Source organism: Nitrospirota bacterium (genome assembly GCA_016194305.1).
Classification (GTDB): Bacteria; Nitrospirota; Nitrospiria; order JACQBW01; family JACQBW01; genus JACQBW01.
In genome coordinates, this window is record JACQBW010000003.1 from 81,361 (window position 1) to 99,433 (window position 18,073).

Below are 18,073 nucleotides of genomic sequence, written 5' to 3' on the forward strand. Positions count from 1 at the left end.
GAAATATTGCAGCGGATGCTGGCTAAAACTCGATGATGATTCCCCCCATGTAAGTCCGGGGAACAGCCAGTCCGTCAGCGTATTCGAGATGATCCCCAGTCAGAAGGTTTTGTCCTGCAAGATAGAATTGAGTCCCTTTATATTGTGACGGCCGATAGCTCAGTTTGGCGTCCAACCGCCAGTAAACGGGAATTGAGAGCGAATCGGCAAAATTTGTGACAAAGTATCCCTCCTTGTAACCCAAATTGAAGCTTCCAGAAAAGCCTCGATCAAATTCCTTCATTCCACCAAAATTCAGGGTCTGAGGGGGAATATTTTCCGTAATTTCACCCTGGTTACCGCTGGTGTCAACGAGCCGTTCGTAGGTGTAGTTCAGATAAACAGAATCTTTCGGAGAAACATGATATCTAAATTGTAACTCCACTCCTCTGGCGATGACGCTATTACTATTGAAAAAGCCTAATGCTTCAACCGCCGGATTTCGAACCCAGGGACCCAGATCGACATCGTCGTCCATTCCATCTACATTCGTGTAAAAAAGATTAGATTCCGCGTCGAAGTGACGATCCAGCCAGCTTGAACGGTAACCGACCTCATAGGAAGTTATTTTAAATGGTTCTAACTGAGGATTTCCGATTCTAGCAACACCTGGGACAAGTTCCGCCTCGGTGAATCGCTGTCGAAGATTCGGAATGGTATGTGCCACTGAATAGGAGGCTCGAAAAAACTGGTTCTCATACGGGCTCCACAATGAGGTCGCTTGATAGTTAAGGTGTGGTTTCCCTGTCGAATAAGATTCCCAGGCCACTGCGCCAACGAGCGTGATACGTTCTTTAAACTGCAGTGTTTGATTAAGAAACCCGCTCCAGATACTCTCTTCGATCATCGGTTGGTCCATAAATGTGAATTCGGAAGCGACTTGGCTGGTATGATAAGCAAACCCGTAGGCCGAATAATCCCCTGCTCCCCATTCTATTCGGTGAAGAATTTCTTCGTCATATTGGAAGTACTGGAGTTCGTCAACGGAGCCAGTTAAAGTTGGAGAAATATTGAACCAGTAGTCGTTTCGCGAACTTAAAATCTCCAAATCTGAACGTTCCGAAGATTTAAGGTGGAATTTGAGCATTTGAAAATTACTTTTAAATTTATCCTGAGCGGTTGGATCATTTGAAATTCCGGAATCGCTCATTCCGCCTCCAGCGAAAATTTCCAGGTCTGAATCCTTTGTCGGATTTACGTTCATTCGCAAGTTAAAATTGTGGCCTCGGAAGAAATCGTTCGCAGTTGTCCCGTCTGCCACGCTATCAAAACCTCCCTGACCCTGAAAGGTGTGACTGACTCGAAAATTAACATTGCGGAAAGCACCTTCAACCGATTCGGAAGTCAATACAGTTTCTTGATTTCCTTCGGTCACTTGTAGAGAGCCTGCCGTAGAGCCATCTGGTTTTTTGGTAATGATATTGATGACGCCGAGTCCCGCCCCTGTACCATAGAGTGCCGCATTGGGACCGCGAATGATTTCAATCCGTTCAATATCTTGAATGGAGTAGGGAAGTTGGGCCCAGTAGACCCCTCCCGACTCTGTTGAATAAACTCTTCTTCCGTCGACAAGAATCAAAATATTGCGTGCAAGGGATTCGGCGAATCCCCGTATCGAAACAATCGCTCGATTTCCAAGAATGGTCTGGTGGCCATCCTCAACATTCATGCCGGGTCGAAAACGAAATAGGTCCCAAATATTCGTGGCACCAGAGGCCTTGATCTCTTCCGATGTAATGACTTCAACTGCAATCGGCGCCTCTTGAATCAATTGAGGCCGACGAGACGCGGTGGTGACCTTTGCTTCTTCTTCGTAAAACTGAAACGCATCGTCACCGGACGCCCAAGCATCGAAGACATTCACGAAAGAGAACAGCATTCCGACTGAGAAGAGTGAAAAACAATACGGTTTCACGCTTTCAAGTATATCAAGCAAAATCAGACTGTCAATGAAGTGCGAAATACAGGAAAGTTACTGGAGTTGAACGCAATGTTATCGGTTCGAATTGATTTTGACGATATCCAGAAGGGAACTTCTTAAAGTTAAAGCGGCGTTTCCTTTATTTTGGAAAATCTCGAGATACCCTGAACTATTGATCACGAACGATGATTCTCCTTCAGCCGCCTCTCCATAATAAGTCTTACCAGAAGTCAGGGTGGTGGAACCCAGCATGAGTTGAGAGGAATTGAGCTGAATTCCCGATAGATCAGCAGATTTTATATTGGTAACCAGATTTCCATAATGGTCGATATAAACGATTTGTCCGGTGACCTGGTTCTTTTCAATCATGGGTTTTTGAATGGGAAGTTTAACCGGATTTTCAATGAGTTTACCAAAAGACCCGCTCTCCATTTCAGTCGAGAGCCAGGCAGCTACGGGAGCAAAAATATCTCTCCCATGAAACGTTTGTCCTACGGAGGGCAAGAAAAATTTCTTTTCAGTGATTTCATAAATCTGGCAGGGCCCATCTTCCTCAAAAATATAGCTCAGGATTCCATTGTCCGGTGCCAGGAAAAAGCCTGATCGGCTGACCACCAGTAGCGGTTTTCGACTGCTCCCAACTCCAGGGTCAACGACCACGACGTGAATACTTCCTTTTGGAAAATAACGGAAGGCTGAAGCAATGATAAAAGCTCCTTTGATAATTGAAAAGGGGGGAACATCATGGGAAATGTCCACAATCTTGATTTCCGGATTGATCTGTAATATCACTCCTTTAACGCTACCGACAAAGTGATCTTGATGCCCGAAATCGGTTGTCAGGGTGATAACCGGTTTCATACAGCCCCGTTAAAATAGATTTTTACGATTTCATATTCCACCGTTTTACCAGGGGCATTTATTTTTACGGAAGCTCCGACTTTATGCCCAATCAGGGCTTTAGCGACCGGTGAATGAATGGAGATCGTGTTGTTCTTGAGGCTCGCTTCATCGACTCCGACAAGCGTGAAGGTTCTTTCTTCCTCCGTTTCGATGTCGATCAGGACAACGGTTGCGCCAAAAACTACTTTATCGGATGAAAGTTTTGAAATATCAATGACCTGGGAATCGGCTAACTTGCTCTCCAGCTCGCGTATTCTTCCTTCAATAAAGGATTGCCTCTCTTTGGCGGCAGAATACTCGGCATTTTCGGAGAGGTCCCCATGTGCGCGGGCTTCAGCAATATCTGCAATGTTTTTCGGTCTTTCGACCCTTTTTAGGGTTTCGAGTTCCTTTTGAAGTTTTTCATACCCTTTTTGAGTCATTGGTTCTTTCACTACGATCTCTCCCTATCCTGATCTGTTGTCAAAATGATCAGTCTTTATCTTATCGCAATTATATCTCTAGATTTGTCTTTTAAAAACTAAAAAGTTAAAGTTTTTTATGGAACCGTTGAAGAGATTGAACCTGGACTCGATTATTGATCATCGAACTGATGGCTCTGACGGCCGCTCTTGCACCGGCGATTGTGGTGAAATAGGGAATCTTTTGCTGAAGGGTTGTTTGACGAATGGGATAGGAGTCTGTCTGAGAGATCTTGTCCCCGACGGTATTGATTGAGAATTGAATTTCCATATTTTTCATGTGATCGACAATATGGGGGCGGCCCTCCACTATTTTATTGACCTTTTTGATTTTAATCTGATGGCGGGTCAAAAATTCAACCGTACCTCCCGTTCCAACCAGACTGAATCCCAATTTGGAGAGATCCTGCGCGATGGGGAGCAACGATGGCTTGTCTTTATCCTTAACGGATAAGAAAACAGTGCCGCTCATAGGCAAGGGACTACCTGCAGCAGCCTGGGATTTTGCAAATGCCTTTCCAAAATCCGAATCGATCCCCATGACTTCACCCGTGGATTTCATTTCCGGACCGAGAATAGGATCGACTCCCGGAAACTTATTAAAAGGAAATACGGCCTCCTTGACTGCGATATGAGAATAGGCCGGAGATTCCTTAATTCCTAATTGATTCAGTGAATGCCCCATCATGAGTTTAATCGCAATTTTGGCCAGGGGAAGTCCGGTCGTTTTGCTGACAAAGGGGACTGTACGGGAAGCTCTCGGGTTGACTTCGAGGATATAGACCCGGTTCATTTTCACCGCAAATTGTATATTGATCAATCCGATGACCTGGAGTTCCTTCGCCAGAAGAATAGTCTGTCGTTTCACTTCATTGACCAAAGTCTCTTCAAGGGAAAATGGAGGAAGAGAGCAGGCACTGTCTCCTGAATGGATTCCCGCCTCTTCAATGTGCTCCATGATTCCCCCAACGATAACAGTCTCTCCGTCCGAAAGGGCGTCGACGTCTATTTCAATCGCATCTTCAAGATATTTATCGATGAGTACCGGATGAGATTTTGAAGTCATCCCCGCGTTATTCATGTAATGTTCCAGACTCCCGTCATCATAAACAATCATCATTGATTTTCCGCCAAGGACATAGGACGGACGAACCATGACCGGGAAACCGATTTTTCGGGCAATGGATTTTGCTTCTCCCACTGAGCGCGCCGTTCCGCTTTCAGGTTGAAATAAATTCAGTTTTTCAACCAGAGCCTTAAACCGTTCCCGGTCTTCAGCAAGATCTATCGAATCAGGAGAAGTTCCTAATATTTTTATCCCGTATTTCTCCAGCGGCAGAGCCAGTTTCAAGGGTGTTTGACCTCCAAACTGAACCACTACGCCTTCCGGTTTTTCCAGATCCACTATTCTTAATACACTCTCAATCGTCAGCGGTTCGAAATAAAGGCGGTCCGCTGTATCATAATCCGTACTAACGGTTTCCGGATTGCAGTTGACCATGATGGTTTCATAACCGAGTTCTTTGAGGCCCATGACGCCGTGAACGCAGCAGTAATCAAATTCGATACCCTGCCCGATCCGGTTTGGGCCGCCTCCCAAAATAATCACTTTCTTCCTGGAGGTCGGTTCTGCTTCACATCCTTTTTCATAGGTTGAATAGAGATAAGGAGTTTTGGCCTCGAATTCGGCTGCACAGGTATCAACCCGTTTAAAAACAGGGTAAATAGCATTTTGTTTTCGGATCTGAAAGACGTGTTCTTCGGATTGACCGATCAGTTCTCCAATTTTTTGATCCGTAAATCCGGCTTTCTTTGATGCGAGCATGAGTTCCGTTGTGATGGATTCCGTCGATGCATCCACGAGTTCGTTTTCGAGAAGGACAATCTCTTCTATCTGGCGAAGAAACCAGGGATCAATTTGCGAATCGTGTGCAATTTCCGCCAGGGTTAAACCGCGGCGGAATGCTTCTGCGATATAGAAGATCCTCTCTGGATTCGGGGTCAGAAGATTTCGTTTAATCTCATCTCTCTCCTGTCCGGGAATAAAGGAACCCCCCTTTTTCAAATCGAGGCCGTATCGATCAATTTCAAGCGAGGCAATCGCCTTCTGCAGACTTTCCTGGAAATTCCTTCCAATGGCCATGACTTCACCCACCGATTTCATTTGAGGAGTTAGTGTTTTTTCAGCTTGTGGAAATTTCTCAAAATCAAATCGGGGAATTTTGACAACAACATAGTCCAGGACAGGTTCAAATGATGCCGGAGTCGTACGGGTAATATCGTTTGGAATTTCATCGAGGGTGTACCCTACGGCAAGCTTGGCCGCAACTTTGGCGATTGGATACCCCGTCGCTTTGGACGAAAGAGCCGAACTTCTGGAAACCCGGGGGTTCATTTCAATGACAAACATCTCTCCGTTTGCGGGATTTACAGCAAATTGAATATTGGAACCTCCCGATTCAACGCCTATTTCCCGAATGACCCGAATGGCGGTGTCTCTCATGAATTGGTACTGCTTGTCACTCAATGTCTGAATAGGAGCAACGGTAATGCTGTCTCCCGTATGGACTCCCATCGGATCAATATTTTCAATGGAACAAATGATCGAAACATTGTCAGATTTGTCTCTCATCAGTTCGAGCTCGAACTCCTTCCATCCAATAAGAGACTGTTCAATTAAGATTTCATGCGTTGGGCTGGCCGCCAATCCATGTTCAATCAGTTTTTCAAATTCTTCACGGTTATAGGCGATGCTCCCGCCGGCTCCTCCCAGAGTATAGGAAGCCCGGATGATTGCGGGAAATCCGACCTCTTCAATAATGCCTAAGGCCTCTTCCTTGCTCTGTGCATAACCGCTTTTTGGAACGGCCACACCCGCTTTCTCCATCGCCTTCTTAAAGAGCTGGCGGTTTTCTGCCTTTTCTATCGATTCGTAGCTGGCTCCGATCAGCTTAACCTGATATTTTTCAAGAATGCCACTTTCGACAAGACGGACCGCCGTATTCAGGGCGGTCTGGCCTCCCATGGTCGGCAACAGGGCATCCGGTCGTTCGATCTCTATAATCTTTTCAACATATTCCGGCAAGATGGGTTCAATGTAAGTGGAGTCGGCCAATTCAGGATCTGTCATGATCGTAGCCGGATTACTATTAATTAAGATGACCTGAAAGCCCTCTTCTTTGAGTACTTTGCAGGCTTGGGTGCCGGAATAATCAAATTCACATCCCTGGCCGATGGTGATCGGCCCAGAACCAATGATGAGGATTTTTCGGATATCGTTTCTTTTTGGCATGGTTTAGACTTTATTTACCATATACTCGGCAAATTGATCGAATAGGTAGCTGGAATCATGCGGACCGGGAGAAGCTTCCGGATGATATTGAACGGAAAAAATCGGCAATGTTTTGTGACGCATCCCTTCGACAGTCTGATCGTTCAAATTAATATGGGTCAATACCATCTCTTTTGAAATCGAGGCGACGTCAACGGCATATCCATGATTTTGGGCGGTAATTTCAACTTTTCGCGTTCTTAAATCCATCACGGGCTGGTTTCCGCCGTGGTGACCGAATTTGAGTTTGTAAGTTTTGCCTCCCATCGCCAAACCAAGGATCTGGTGCCCGAGACAGATTCCAAAAATGGGTCGTTTGCAGATCAATTTTTCAACATTCCTGATGGCATAGGATACCGCCTCGGGGTCGCCGGGACCATTTGAAAGGAGAATACCGTCGGGAGCAAACGAGAGGGCTTTCTCCGCCGTTGTATCAGCGGGCACGACGATTGATTCGCATCCTCGGACCGACAACATCTTCAGGATATTGGATTTCACACCAAAATCATAGACGACGACCGTAAATCTTTTCCGGCCTTCAGGACTCTGGTTTCTTATCTGATCCGTGGTGACTTTCTTCGCAAGATCCTGTCCTGCAATACCTTGAATTTTACATAGTTTGGAATAGAGCACATTTCGATTGAACTCGACGGTTGAAATAAAACCCATTCGGGACCCATGATCCCGCAGGTGACGCGTCAGCATTCTTGTTTCAATTCCAAAAATACCAATAATATTATTATCTTTTAGATAGCGATCTAAAGTTTTACTTAAATAATAGTTCTGGGGTGTAAAACAGACCTCTTTAACAATGAGCCCTCCGAGAAACGGTTTCCTCGATTCATGGTCTGAATCGTTAATTCCGTAATTCCCGATATGGGGATAGGTCATCGTGACCAGCTGACTCTGGTAGGAGGGATCGGTAATGATCTCCTGATAACCGGTCATACTGGTATTAAAGACCACTTCTCCCGAAGTTTCTCCTTCTGCACCAAAAGAGTACCCTTCGAAAGTATTTCCGTCGTCTAGGATTAAAAGCGCCTTTTTATGATTTATTCTCACTGTTTTACACTATCCCCTGTAAACGACTTTTCCTGAAACGATCGTAAATTTAACTCTTCCCTTCATCTTCCACCCGTTAAATGGCGAATTTCTGCTTTTTGATTTGAATCGAGTGGCATCAACCACCCATTCCTCGTTGGGATCAAAAATCGTGAGATCCGCAATCGACCCTGCTTCCAATGAGCCCTTTTTTATTTTGAGAATTTTTGCAGGGTTCACCGTCAAAAGCGTTATCATTTGAGAGAGGGTTATCATTCCTTCCTGGACCAAAGCCAATGCAAGGGGTAAAACGGTCTCCAGACCAATAATTCCAAAAGGAGCCTTATCAAATTCCTGTTCCTTTTCATCGGGACTATGCGGAGCATGATCCGTTGAAATGGCGTCGAGAGTTCCGTCTTTTAACCCTTGTTTGACCGCCTCACGATCTTTAATCGAACGGAGCGGAGGATTCATCTTGGCATTCGTGTTATATCCAAGGGTTGCTTCGTCGGTCAGTGTAAAATAGTGTGGACAGGTTTCGGCTGTAACTGAAATACCTCTCTTTTTGGCGTCGCGGATGAGCCGGACTCCTCCTTCACTGCTGATATGAGCAAAATGGATTCGACTTTCCGTTAGCTGGGCAAGCAGAATGTCTCTTGAAATCATCACTTCTTCCGCCTGGCAGGGAATTCCCCGAAGCCCCATTTCAGTGGAGGTTCGGCCTTCATTCATCACCCCTCCCTCTGAAAGATGTCTGTCTTCGCAATGCGGCATCACCACGAGGTCAAAAGTTTTGGCATATTCAAGCGACCTGCGCATCATTTCACTATTCATGACAGGCCAGCCGTCATCGGTTAAAGCAACGCAACCCGCTTCTTTCAGTTTGCCAATCTCGGCCAGTTCTTCCCCCCTGGAACCTTTCGTAATCGCTCCGGCGGGCAAAACATTTACCAAACCTTCTTTTCGTGCTTTTTCAAGTATGTAATGTGTTACGGCTTCATTGTCATTGACCGGTTTCGTATTCGGCATACAACAGACCGATGTAAAGCCACCGGCAGCGGCAGCTTCAGTTCCTGACCGGATATCTTCTTTATATTCCTGTCCGGGATCTCTCAGGTGAACATGAAGATCAATAAATCCGGGAGAAATGATCATTCCCGATACATCAAGGACTTCGATCCCGTTTGAAGAAATAGACTCCGTTGAAATTTTGGTGATCTTGTCCGATTCGATGACGAGCTGTGCAATCTGATCGATATTGTTTTTGGGATCGATCAGCCGTCCCCCTTTTAGGATCATCTTCATTGGTCGTTTAACTCCATTTAAGTCGAAGCGCCAGACAGCAAGAACAATACGGCCATTCGAACTGCCACACCATTTGTAACCTGATCCAGGATGACCGATGACAGGCCATCCGCGATTTCCGGTGATATTTCCACTCCCCGGTTCACTGGACCGGGATGCATGACCAGAACACTCTTATTCGCCCATTTGAGGTTTTCTTTATTTAATCCAAATAATTCACTATATTCTCTAATGGACGGAAAGAGGCCCTTTCCTTGTCGTTCGAGCTGAAGGCGGAGCATGAGAATAACATCCACGTCCCGGATCCCCTCTCTGAGCTCATGAAATACTGTGACGCCACTTTTTTCAATCTCCGCAGGAATCATCGTGGGAGGTCCGACAACCCGAACCGACGCGCCCATTTTTGACAAACCGGCAATATTCGATCGGGCTACGCGACTATGGGTGATATCCCCGACAATGGCAACTTTTAATCCGGCGATTCTCCCCAGTTTTTCGCGAATCGTATAGAGGTCAAGCAGACCCTGAGTCGGATGTTCATGGGCTCCATCCCCGGCGTTGATTATCGAACTCTTTAAGTGACGGGAAAGGAGGTAAGGAGAACCTGAGCAAGGATGCCTCAAAACGATCAGATCGGCATTCATGGCTTCAAGATTTTTTGCGGTATCCAGTAAGGATTCCCCTTTAACCGCACTGCTGCTGGAATGACTGATATTGATCACATCGGCGCTCAATCTTTTACCTGCCAATTCAAACGAAGTCCTGGTCCGGGTGCTGGGTTCAAAAAACAAATTAATCAAAGTTTTACCCCGTAAAGCAGGCACTTTTTTAATGTCGCGTGTTGCCACCTCTTTAAACGAAACGGCTGTGTCTAACAGGAGTTCAATTTCCTCCTTTTGAAGTTCTTTTAGCGCAATCAGATCTTTTCTTTTAAGTATCATAATTATTTATCGAATAAACAAAAAGCGTCAAGTTTGTTCAAAAACCTTCAAATGCCAGGCCGCAGGAACGAGGCAAACGGAGCGTACAAATTCTGTACGTGAGTTTTGCCGAGCGACGAGAACGCTGCAGATGAAGATTTTTCAACAAACAGTGGAGTCTTCGCGACGAGAGTGGAGGATGACCACCCGGTCCTCCTCCCCCTCTTCTTCCAGGAGAACTTTTACTTTCTCGTCTTTCCCTGTTGGAAGATTCTTCCCGACAAAATCAGCCCGAATGGGTAGTTCTCGATGACCCCGGTCAATCAGGACGGCCAGCTGAATCGTTTCCGGGCGTCCCAGATCCATTAATCCATCCAACGCAGCTCGAATGGTTCTACCGGTAAACAAGACGTCATCGATGAGTACCACTCTCTTTTTTGTAATATCGTACGGAATATCGGTCGTCTTCAAAATCGGTCGGTCCTTTTTGGTCATAAGATCGTCTCGATAGAGTGTAATGTCCAGAACGCCGGTCGGCAGCTCAACCTTCTCAATTTCGGCGACTTTCTTTTTTAATCGATTGGCAAGGTGGACGCCGCAGGTTCGAATGCCAATTAAAATCAGATCGTTTGTTCCCTTGTTCTTTTCGATAATTTCATGTGCAATTCTACTGAGGGACCTTGCAATTCCTATCCGATCCAGAATCAGTTTTTCGTGAAATGGTTTCATAAGAAACAAAAAAAAGCCCTCTTCCCTGGGAGGAAAGAAGGCTTTTTATCCTTGATAGCAGTTCCCTTTATTTCAATCGCATATATAAAAGAGTCCGACACAAAAAGTTCCTTTCTAGTTTCACTGAACTAGGTTTAAAGGTTGAGTTTATTCTACCGGACTAAACTAAAGAAGTCAAGAAAACTCAAGACTTAAATGTCGGAATACTTCCTGTTTCACTTTGAAAATAAGGTTTGGTTCCGGAGTGATGATCCGTCACGTCGATTAATTCAGTTATTTGAGGAAATTTCTCTGACAGTATTTTCATGACGCCGTGTCTAAGTGTTTTCCCGGCCATACTGCAACCCTGGCATCCTCCCGACATCTCGACGTAGGCGATATGTTCCTTCAAGCCTACCAATTTGATATGTCCGCCATGTTCGGCCACACCTGGATTAATTTGTTCATCAAATATTTTCGCGATCTCAATGGATATTTCACTGTCCCATGCGGGATTGGGATTATCAATAACCCACGCCTGGGTCAATCCTGTAAGAAGGTAATCAATTTGTGCTCCCCGGATGAGGGGAACAGAGTCATGATCAATAATGAATAAACAGTTTTCGAAATGAAACAGGACATCGTTCGGATTCACTTTTTCTCTTTCGACATAGCTGAATTGGTAGACAAACTCTCCCCCTTGTCGCAAAACCGTCAGGCGAATTCCCGATTTGTCTTTTCCGAGAAGCGAATCGCGAATTTTATCAATCGCTCCCTTTGTGAATGTGACGATTGGAATCTCGATATGGTTCTCTTGACCGGACATATGTCCTAATTATTCTCCGGAGACGGGAGTGAGATATCAAAGCCGTTCATTTCCAATACCGCCGGTTGCATTTTCAGCCAAAGTTCCAGTTCGTACTCCGCTTTTTCAGGCACTTTGCTATCGGTGGCCTCCTTGATTCTTTCGGCCAGCATCGTATAGATAAACAAGATATCTCTTTTGGTAAGATACCCGTCTTCAGCCTCAACCCATTTCAACATGATCTCGCTCTCTTTCTTTTCCAATCCATCATTTCCTTTCTGTCCATTTTAGATTGAAGAACGAGCCGATGTATACAATAAAAATCAATTCTTGACTCAATCTCCCATAAAATGCTACAAGAAATGACTCAATTTTTGTGTCATTCCTTCCTTTTACGGGCTGTTAGCTCAGTTGGTAGAGCAGCTGACTCTTAATCAGCGGGTCCGCGGTTCGATCCCGCGACAGCCCATCATTGATCTTCACTTAGGATTTCTTGGGTTAAATTGACTAAAATTCAGATTTTAGTAATGCTTTGTTAACAAAAACAAGCGTTACTCTTAATGGTTTGACTTCCCAGCCAGAGCGTGACTATAATTTAATTCTTATTAACCCGATATGTGATAAGGAGATGGATATGACGGAAGCAACGGGTTTACCCAAAATTGGAGATGCAGCACCTGATTTCAAAGCAGTTACAACTCAATCCGGCGATATGGTTTTCAGCGAATGGCAGGGAAAAGAGTGGGTCGTACTGTTTTCTCATCCGGCCGATTTCACTCCGGTTTGCAGTACCGAACTGATGGAGTTCGCGAAACGAAGCGACGATTTCAGGAAAATTAATACGAAACTTATTGGTGTCAGTGTCGATAGCATACATTCCCACCTGGCATGGCTTCAGAACTTAAAGGAAAAAATGGGAGTCGAAATCCCCTACCCCCTGATTGCCGATATCGACACCCGGGTCTCACAAGCCTATGGGATGATCCACCCCGGTGCGAGTGCGACGGCCACCGTTCGGGCTGTTTTTGTGATCGACCCGAAAAGGACCATTCGGGCGCTGGTCTATTATCCCATGAATGTGGGAAGAAATGTCGAAGAGATATTTAGACTGGTCAATGCTCTTCAAACTGCTGATCAATTTGCGATTGCAACACCGGTTAACTGGACGCCTGGAAATCGAGTGGTGGTCCCGCCTCCTAAAAAGATGGAAGAAGTGAGAGAACGCGAAAGTCATAAAGGTAAGGATTATCTCTATCAGGATTTCTACCTCTGTCTGAAAGAGCTTCCCAAAGTCGATCGGTAAAATCCTTTCCCGGGCGAGCTGCTGCTCGCCCTTTCTTTATCTAAAAAATGAAGGCGATGATCATTTCTGAATGAAAGCTCGTTTACCCGAGCGCATTATCTGTTTGTCAGGCGAAACGGTTGACGTCCTCTATCAGCTTGGCGAAGAAAACCGTATTGTGGGCGTTTCTTGTTTCACGGATAGGCCACCCCGGGCACGTAAAGAAAAACCAGTGGTTTCCTCATTTACCTCGGCAGACATCAAAAACATTATTCAGTTGAATCCGGATTTGGTCCTGGGTTTTTCCGATCTTCAGGGAGATCTATTCAGAGAGCTCGTAAAATCAGGTCTTCAGGTACATCTCTTTAATCAGCGGACAATTCAAGGGATTCTCGACATGATACTCATGCTTGGTGGCATGGTGGGTGCTCAAGCCGGAGCAAGACGACTGATGTCCCGGATCATTGGCAAGATCGAGAAAATCCGCAAGAAGAGTGCGTTGTTAACTCGTAATCCCGTTGTCTATTTTGAAGAATGGGACGAACCTCTCATTTGCGGGATTGGATGGGTCTCAGAATTAATCACCGTTGCCGGAGGAACGGATTGTTTCGCGGAGCTTGCGACTCGATCGATTGCGGCGGAGCGGATTTTACGGGATTCGTCTGAAATAATGCAACAAATGCCAGACATTATCATTGGATCCTGGTGTGGAAAACCTTTTAATATCTCAGACGTTAGAAACCGGGACGGGTGGAATATCATTCCCGCAATTCGAAACGGAAATATTTTTGAAATTCGCGCATCAGATATTCTCCAGCCGGGCCCTGCCGCCCTGACAATTGGACTGGAACAACTCTCAACGATCATTTTAAACTGGGAGGCAAAACGGAAGCATGGATTCAACCCGAAGTTAAAATGAATCTAAATCTGTTTATTCTTGATAAGAAAATCGATATTCAGGAGAGAGACCTGCAAGACGGGTTCGAATTTCACCCCTATTTGGTAGCCGGAAGGTTCTTTGACTCCCGGTGCGGCGGCCCATACAACACGAGAGTTAACCGTGATAATATTTCTCTGATGGTAAAATCGCATCTGCAGAGGAGTCCCGACCAGAATGGGATCGAATGAAATAATCAAAACTCCCCCTCTTCCGAGATTTCGAATTGTGCTGAGACTTCGGACTTTGTTTTGATAGGGCTCGAGGATTCGATAGTCCCCGCCTAAATCCAGTATGACCCGGTCATCCTTTCGCTTCCAAATGAGTTCTGAATTGGAAACCATGTGCCTATTATACTTAAAACCAGTTTAAAAGACAAAAGAGTTTACACCTTTAATTAAGTTGAATCCGGAAGGAGAATGGTATAATTTAAATTTGATTCTTAACGGAAATAAGGAGAATCTTATTGCCATTAGATGCGGAAAGGAGAAAATCAACCCACCGAACAATCAATAGAAATTCGCTCATTATCTGGCTCTTTTTTATCACATTTACCGTCAATCTCACCGTTTTTCTGTTCGCCTTTGAAATCAATAATGTTTTACGGCTGTTTATTCTTGCTGAAAGCCGTTTCAAGGGACATTATTATAATGCGGTTATTTCATTAAAGACCTATCTCGATTCTCGTTCAGAGAGCGATTTTCAGGATTATAAAGCTCATCTGGTTCCCCTCTATCTTTATAAGAGTGCTCAAGATGAATTGGACAAACAGAATCTGGATTTCAGGCTGTTTTCAACCCAGATGAAGGAATTGAAATTTGGCGATGGAGATATTTTTCGAATAGCAATTTTCTTCAGAACGCTACGAAATTCGGAGTTCTTTAAGGTCAGTAAAAATATTATTCAGGAAGGTTCTAAAAAGGTTCAATCACTGGATCTGATTGGAGAATATTATCATCAAAATCTGAAACAAAATCCGGTAAATCAGATTACCGTCAAGGAAAGTATTGAGCAATTGAGAGATCTTGATAGACGAATGGAATATCTCTTTTCAGAATTTTCCGATAAGATAAATTATTTATACTTTAAAATGACATTGATTTCAGAAGTGGCGACTTCATCCATTGGAATTTGTCTCCTCTTCTTCGGAATTTATGCTTCACGAAAGATCATTGAAAAATCGGAAATTGACCGGAAGGCACTCGAAAGCAGCGAAGCCCGGCTCCGCCTTTCCATGGAGCAGATGCCGGCATCTATTTGGACCACGGATCCATTTCTGCGAATTACGACTTCGACCGGTGCGGTAATGATTGAACCCAGTCCTGGAGGGGAACCGATACTTGGCAGATCAATTTCCACTTTGCTTGAAAAGAGTCCATTGAAAGAATTAATAGTTCAAAAACATCAGGATGCTCTAAAAGGAGAATCTGGTCATTATGAATTTCTTTTTGGTGCCCGTTTCTGGACTGCCCATGTCGAACCGTTTCGCGATCGAAATGGCTTGATCACAGGCGTTTTAGGAATTGCTTACGACATTACCGAAAAAAAGAGCCAGGAAAGCAAACTCATTGCTGAAAAGGAACGTTTACTGGTCACACTCGGTTCTATTGGCGATGCAGTCATTACAACGGATAAAGAGGGAAGAGTGACATTAATGAATCCTGTTGCCCAGGATCTATCCGGATGGAGCCAGGCAGAGGCGGAAGGGAAATTTCTTCCTGAAGTATTTCAAATTTACAACGAATTGACCGGGTCCGCTTTAGAAAATCCTGTCTCCAAAGTCATCTCAACCGGTCGAACTGTTGCCATTGCCAATCATACGATTTTAAAGTCAAGGGATGGGACAGTACGTGCAATTGCTGACAGCGGTGCTCCAATCCAGGATTCGCAAGGAAACATATTGGGAGTCGTTCTGGTTTTTCGAGATGTCACCCAGCAAATGAAGATTCAAAATGAACTTTTAAAAAAAATGAAACTGGATTCATTGGGACTTCTGGCGGGCGGAATCGCTCATGATTTTAACAATATTCTTACCGCAATATTGGGAAACATTTCACTCGCCAAAACAGAACTCGATCCTGGATTAACGGCGATTCGGTACCTCAACGAAACAGAAACGGCCACCCTTAAAGCGAGAGACCTTTCCTCGCAGTTACTGGCGTTTACGAAAGGGGGCGCCCCTCAAAAAAAGGTGACTTCTATCGCCCGCCTGGTCGAAGAATCAACCCGTTTTGTTTTGAGGGGGTCTAATATCAAGTCAGTCTTCTATTTTCCGGACAATCTCTGGTTGGGAGAGTTCGATCCGGGACAGATCGCCCAAGTGGTACATAACCTGGTAATCAATTCGAAGCAGGCCATGTCGGATGGAGGAGAGATCATTATCAGTGCGGCAAATACAAATATTGAGGAACCTCGTGCGACGGCGCTCATCCTGGATGTAGGCCCCTATGTTGCAATTACGTTTAAAGATAACGGAAAGGGAATTCCATCGGATCAGATTAACAGGGTTTTTGATCCCTTTTTCACCACGAAGGAAAAGGGGTCCGGACTTGGACTTTTTTCCGCCTATTCAGTGGTCAAAAATCATAACGGAACAATCGGGATTGATTCGAAAGTGGGTTTAGGTACCTCGATAACAGTTTATCTTCCTGCCATCATGAAAAATTTTCCTGCCGAGGAGAACCAAAGTGAGAAGATATTTAAGGGCTCTGGAAGAATTCTACTGATGGATGATGAAGAGTTTGTCAGAAGTATGGCTTCAGAAATGTTAAAAAAACTGGGGTACGATGTCGAATTGGCCACACATGGGGAAGAAGCACTTAATATCTATCGGAAGGAAAAGGAAACTGGCCGCGGTTTTAATGCAGTCATTATGGATCTCACGGTCCCAGGAGGGAAAGGAGGAAGAGAAACGATCCAGGAAATGATGGCGTTCGATCCTGCAGTCAGAGGAATTGTATCGAGCGGGTATTCCAATGACCCCATCATGGCTAACTTCAGACAATACGGCTTCCGGGGGTGTGTTGCCAAACCGTACCGAATCCAGGATATCAGTAAGGTTCTGAACCAGGTCCTGCAATCTTAACCACGAAGTTGTTCTATTTCGTTCCAAATTTTGTTTCAATCTCTACGCCAAGGCTCTTGAGGAAATCAGTTGGGAGAATTCCTCCTGCGCAAACGATGACTGTGTCGTTTTTGAGATCGGAGATTTTTCCTCCCGATTCTATACTGACGCTGTCTTTTTTGATTTCCTTTACATTTGAATTGAGAATAACTTTGACTTTTCCGGAGGAATTGAGCTCATTTAATTTCTGACGATTTTTTTCTTTTACCCGTGAGAAGGCCTCTCCCCGATAGGATAAGGTAACTGTCGAACGTGGTTCCATTGCGATTGAAACGGCTGCCTCAAGAGCCGCATCCCCTCCCCCGACGACGAGAATATGCTGATTTTTGTATTGTTCTGGATCGATTAACCGATAAACCACTTTCGGGAGTTCTTCACCGGGTACGCCCAGTTTCCGTGGCGTTCCACCTCTTCCCAGTGTGAGGAGGACCGCACGGGTTTCATAGGAAGCTTGCGAGGTCTTGACAATAAATCCGCGATCGATCTTTTCAACAGAGTCCATTCTCTCATTGTATTGGATCTTGATTCCGGTTTTAGCTTCTGTTTCTTTCATAAATACCAGAAGCTTCTCCTTCCCGATTTCACCAAATCTTATTTCTCCCACCAGGGGAAGTTTGGCGGGCTGGGTCATGACGATTTTCCCACGTGGAAAATGAGCCACTCTTCCTCCGAGAGCTTCCTGCTCCAGCGTGATCGAGCGAAGCTGGAATTGCTTGCTGGCAAGTGTGGCCGAAAATCCGGCCGGTCCCGCTCCTACAATAACCAGATCCAAAGGCGTTCCGGTTGATTTCAGTTTTCGAATGGATTCAATTGCTTGCCGGCCCTGTTCGACCGCGTTACGAATGAGACCCATTCCTCCAAGTTCTCCAGCTATGAAAATGCCCGGCACATTGGTTTCGAAATCAGGCTTGACATGCGGAATATCCACACCTCTTTTCTTGGTGCCAAAAACAAGCGTTATGGCCTCGACCGGACAGGCGGCAAAACAGGCTCCATGTCCGATGCAGTGGGTTGGATTAATGATGGCTGCTTTTCCTTTTATCAACCCAAGAACATCCCCTTCCGGACAGGCCGATATGCAACTTCCAGAACCGATGCAAAGATCCGGATCGATTACCGGATGAAGAGAAGGAGGCTCCGTTAAACCTTCTTTCCGAGCTGTTTCAAGTTTCATTAGGTTATGGTTATCCTTTTTCTTGCGCAAGATTGACTGGATGGTCCATATGAGCACTATTGAAATCGAGATGATAATGATAGGTTCAAAAGTCATGAAAAGAACTCCCCTTTTCCTTTTCT

At 45.1% G+C, this 18,073-nt stretch carries 15 protein-coding genes and 1 tRNA gene; 4 read left to right on the forward strand and 12 right to left on the reverse strand.

All coding sequences use genetic code 11. From position 1 onward, the window contains the following. Positions 1 to 22 precede the first annotated feature (22 nt). The 10 genes from HY200_00985 to HY200_01030 all read right to left on the reverse strand — a co-directional run bounded on the left by HY200_00985 (position 23) and on the right by HY200_01030 (position 11,697). Positions 23 to 1,903 (reverse strand): TonB-dependent receptor plug domain-containing protein, encoded by a 1,881-nt coding sequence (locus tag HY200_00985; protein MBI3593512.1) that lies wholly within the window; start codon positions 1,901 to 1,903, stop codon positions 23 to 25. 129 nt (positions 1,904 to 2,032) lie between these two features. Beyond that, on the reverse strand, positions 2,033 to 2,821 hold the full coding sequence (locus HY200_00990) for an SAM-dependent chlorinase/fluorinase (protein ID MBI3593513.1): 789 nt from the start codon (positions 2,819 to 2,821) through the stop codon (positions 2,033 to 2,035). Then, on the reverse strand, positions 2,818 to 3,285 hold the full coding sequence (greA, locus tag HY200_00995; GenBank protein MBI3593514.1) for a transcription elongation factor GreA: 468 nt from the start codon (positions 3,283 to 3,285) through the stop codon (positions 2,818 to 2,820). Before greA ends, HY200_00990 begins: the two co-directional genes overlap by 4 nt. A 106-nt stretch (positions 3,286 to 3,391) precedes the next feature. After that, the gene (carB, locus tag HY200_01000) at positions 3,392 to 6,616 is read right to left on the reverse strand and encodes a carbamoyl-phosphate synthase large subunit (GenBank protein MBI3593515.1); all 3,225 of its coding nucleotides are present in this window, start codon (positions 6,614 to 6,616) and stop codon (positions 3,392 to 3,394) included. Positions 6,617 to 6,619: 3 nt separating this feature from the next. Then, positions 6,620 to 7,711 (reverse strand): glutamine-hydrolyzing carbamoyl-phosphate synthase small subunit, encoded by a 1,092-nt coding sequence (gene carA, locus HY200_01005; GenBank protein ID MBI3593516.1) that lies wholly within the window; start codon positions 7,709 to 7,711, stop codon positions 6,620 to 6,622. A 15-nt stretch (positions 7,712 to 7,726) separates the two neighbouring features. Further along, on the reverse strand, positions 7,727 to 9,001 hold the full coding sequence (locus HY200_01010) for a dihydroorotase (GenBank protein MBI3593517.1): 1,275 nt from the start codon (positions 8,999 to 9,001) through the stop codon (positions 7,727 to 7,729). 17 nt (positions 9,002 to 9,018) lie between these two features. Then, positions 9,019 to 9,942 carry an aspartate carbamoyltransferase catalytic subunit gene (locus HY200_01015; protein MBI3593518.1) on the reverse strand — a complete coding sequence of 308 codons (924 nt, stop codon included), beginning with the start codon at positions 9,940 to 9,942 and terminating at the stop codon, positions 9,019 to 9,021. 141 nt (positions 9,943 to 10,083) lie between these two features. Further along, on the reverse strand, positions 10,084 to 10,650 hold the full coding sequence (gene pyrR, locus HY200_01020; GenBank protein MBI3593519.1) for a bifunctional pyr operon transcriptional regulator/uracil phosphoribosyltransferase PyrR: 567 nt from the start codon (positions 10,648 to 10,650) through the stop codon (positions 10,084 to 10,086). A gap of 184 nt (positions 10,651 to 10,834) precedes the next feature. Further along, positions 10,835 to 11,455: a NifU family protein gene (locus HY200_01025; GenBank protein MBI3593520.1), complete on the reverse strand. Its 621-nt coding sequence runs from the start codon at positions 11,453 to 11,455 to the stop codon at positions 10,835 to 10,837. Between the two features lie 5 nt (positions 11,456 to 11,460). Then, complete coding sequence (locus tag HY200_01030; GenBank protein MBI3593521.1) at positions 11,461 to 11,697, reverse strand: hypothetical protein; 237 nt, start codon at positions 11,695 to 11,697, stop codon at positions 11,461 to 11,463. A 133-nt stretch (positions 11,698 to 11,830) separates the two neighbouring features. On the opposite strand from HY200_01030, the gene HY200_01035 reads away from it, so the two are divergent. From HY200_01035 to HY200_01045, 3 genes are all read left to right on the forward strand, one after another. Next, positions 11,831 to 11,903 (forward strand) — tRNA-Lys (locus HY200_01035). A gap of 159 nt (positions 11,904 to 12,062) precedes the next feature. Beyond that, entirely contained in the window at positions 12,063 to 12,737 is a 675-nt protein-coding gene (locus HY200_01040) for a peroxiredoxin (protein MBI3593522.1), read from the forward strand. A gap of 70 nt (positions 12,738 to 12,807) precedes the next feature. After that, complete coding sequence (locus tag HY200_01045) at positions 12,808 to 13,635, forward strand: ABC transporter substrate-binding protein (protein MBI3593523.1); 828 nt, start codon at positions 12,808 to 12,810, stop codon at positions 13,633 to 13,635. Positions 13,636 to 13,637: 2 nt separating this feature from the next. On the opposite strand, the gene HY200_01050 is transcribed toward HY200_01045, so the two are convergent. Continuing rightward, the gene (locus HY200_01050; protein ID MBI3593524.1) at positions 13,638 to 13,997 is read right to left on the reverse strand and encodes a PilZ domain-containing protein; all 360 of its coding nucleotides are present in this window, start codon (positions 13,995 to 13,997) and stop codon (positions 13,638 to 13,640) included. 122 nt (positions 13,998 to 14,119) lie between these two features. Between HY200_01050 and HY200_01055 the strand changes: the two genes are divergently transcribed. After that, positions 14,120 to 16,738: a PAS domain S-box protein gene (locus tag HY200_01055; GenBank protein MBI3593525.1), complete on the forward strand. Its 2,619-nt coding sequence runs from the start codon at positions 14,120 to 14,122 to the stop codon at positions 16,736 to 16,738. Between the two features lie 13 nt (positions 16,739 to 16,751). On the opposite strand, the gene HY200_01060 is transcribed toward HY200_01055, so the two are convergent. Further along, on the reverse strand, positions 16,752 to 18,047 hold the full coding sequence (locus tag HY200_01060; GenBank protein ID MBI3593526.1) for an NAD(P)-binding domain-containing protein: 1,296 nt from the start codon (positions 18,045 to 18,047) through the stop codon (positions 16,752 to 16,754). Positions 18,048 to 18,073 lie beyond the last annotated feature (26 nt).

Bases quoted from the DNA above. Each gene is read 5' to 3' on its own strand.
- HY200_01010 (MBI3593517.1), bottom strand. From the start codon at position 9,001: ATGAAGATGATCCTAAAAGGGGGACGGCTGATCGATCCCAAAAACAAT.
- HY200_00990 (MBI3593513.1), bottom strand. From the start codon at position 2,821: ATGAAACCGGTTATCACCCTGACAACCGATTTCGGGCATCAAGATCAC.
- HY200_01045 (MBI3593523.1), top strand. From the start codon at position 12,808: ATGAAAGCTCGTTTACCCGAGCGCATTATCTGTTTGTCAGGCGAAACG.
- pyrR (MBI3593519.1), bottom strand. From the start codon at position 10,650: ATGAAACCATTTCACGAAAAACTGATTCTGGATCGGATAGGAATTGCA.
- HY200_01060 (MBI3593526.1), bottom strand. From the start codon at position 18,047: ATGACTTTTGAACCTATCATTATCATCTCGATTTCAATAGTGCTCATA.
- HY200_01015 (MBI3593518.1), bottom strand. From the start codon at position 9,942: ATGATACTTAAAAGAAAAGATCTGATTGCGCTAAAAGAACTTCAAAAG.
- HY200_01025 (MBI3593520.1), bottom strand. From the start codon at position 11,455: ATGTCCGGTCAAGAGAACCATATCGAGATTCCAATCGTCACATTCACA.
- HY200_01040 (MBI3593522.1), top strand. From the start codon at position 12,063: ATGGATATGACGGAAGCAACGGGTTTACCCAAAATTGGAGATGCAGCA.
- HY200_01050 (MBI3593524.1), bottom strand. From the start codon at position 13,997: ATGGTTTCCAATTCAGAACTCATTTGGAAGCGAAAGGATGACCGGGTC.
- greA (MBI3593514.1), bottom strand. From the start codon at position 3,285: ATGACTCAAAAAGGGTATGAAAAACTTCAAAAGGAACTCGAAACCCTA.
- carB (MBI3593515.1), bottom strand. From the start codon at position 6,616: ATGCCAAAAAGAAACGATATCCGAAAAATCCTCATCATTGGTTCTGGG.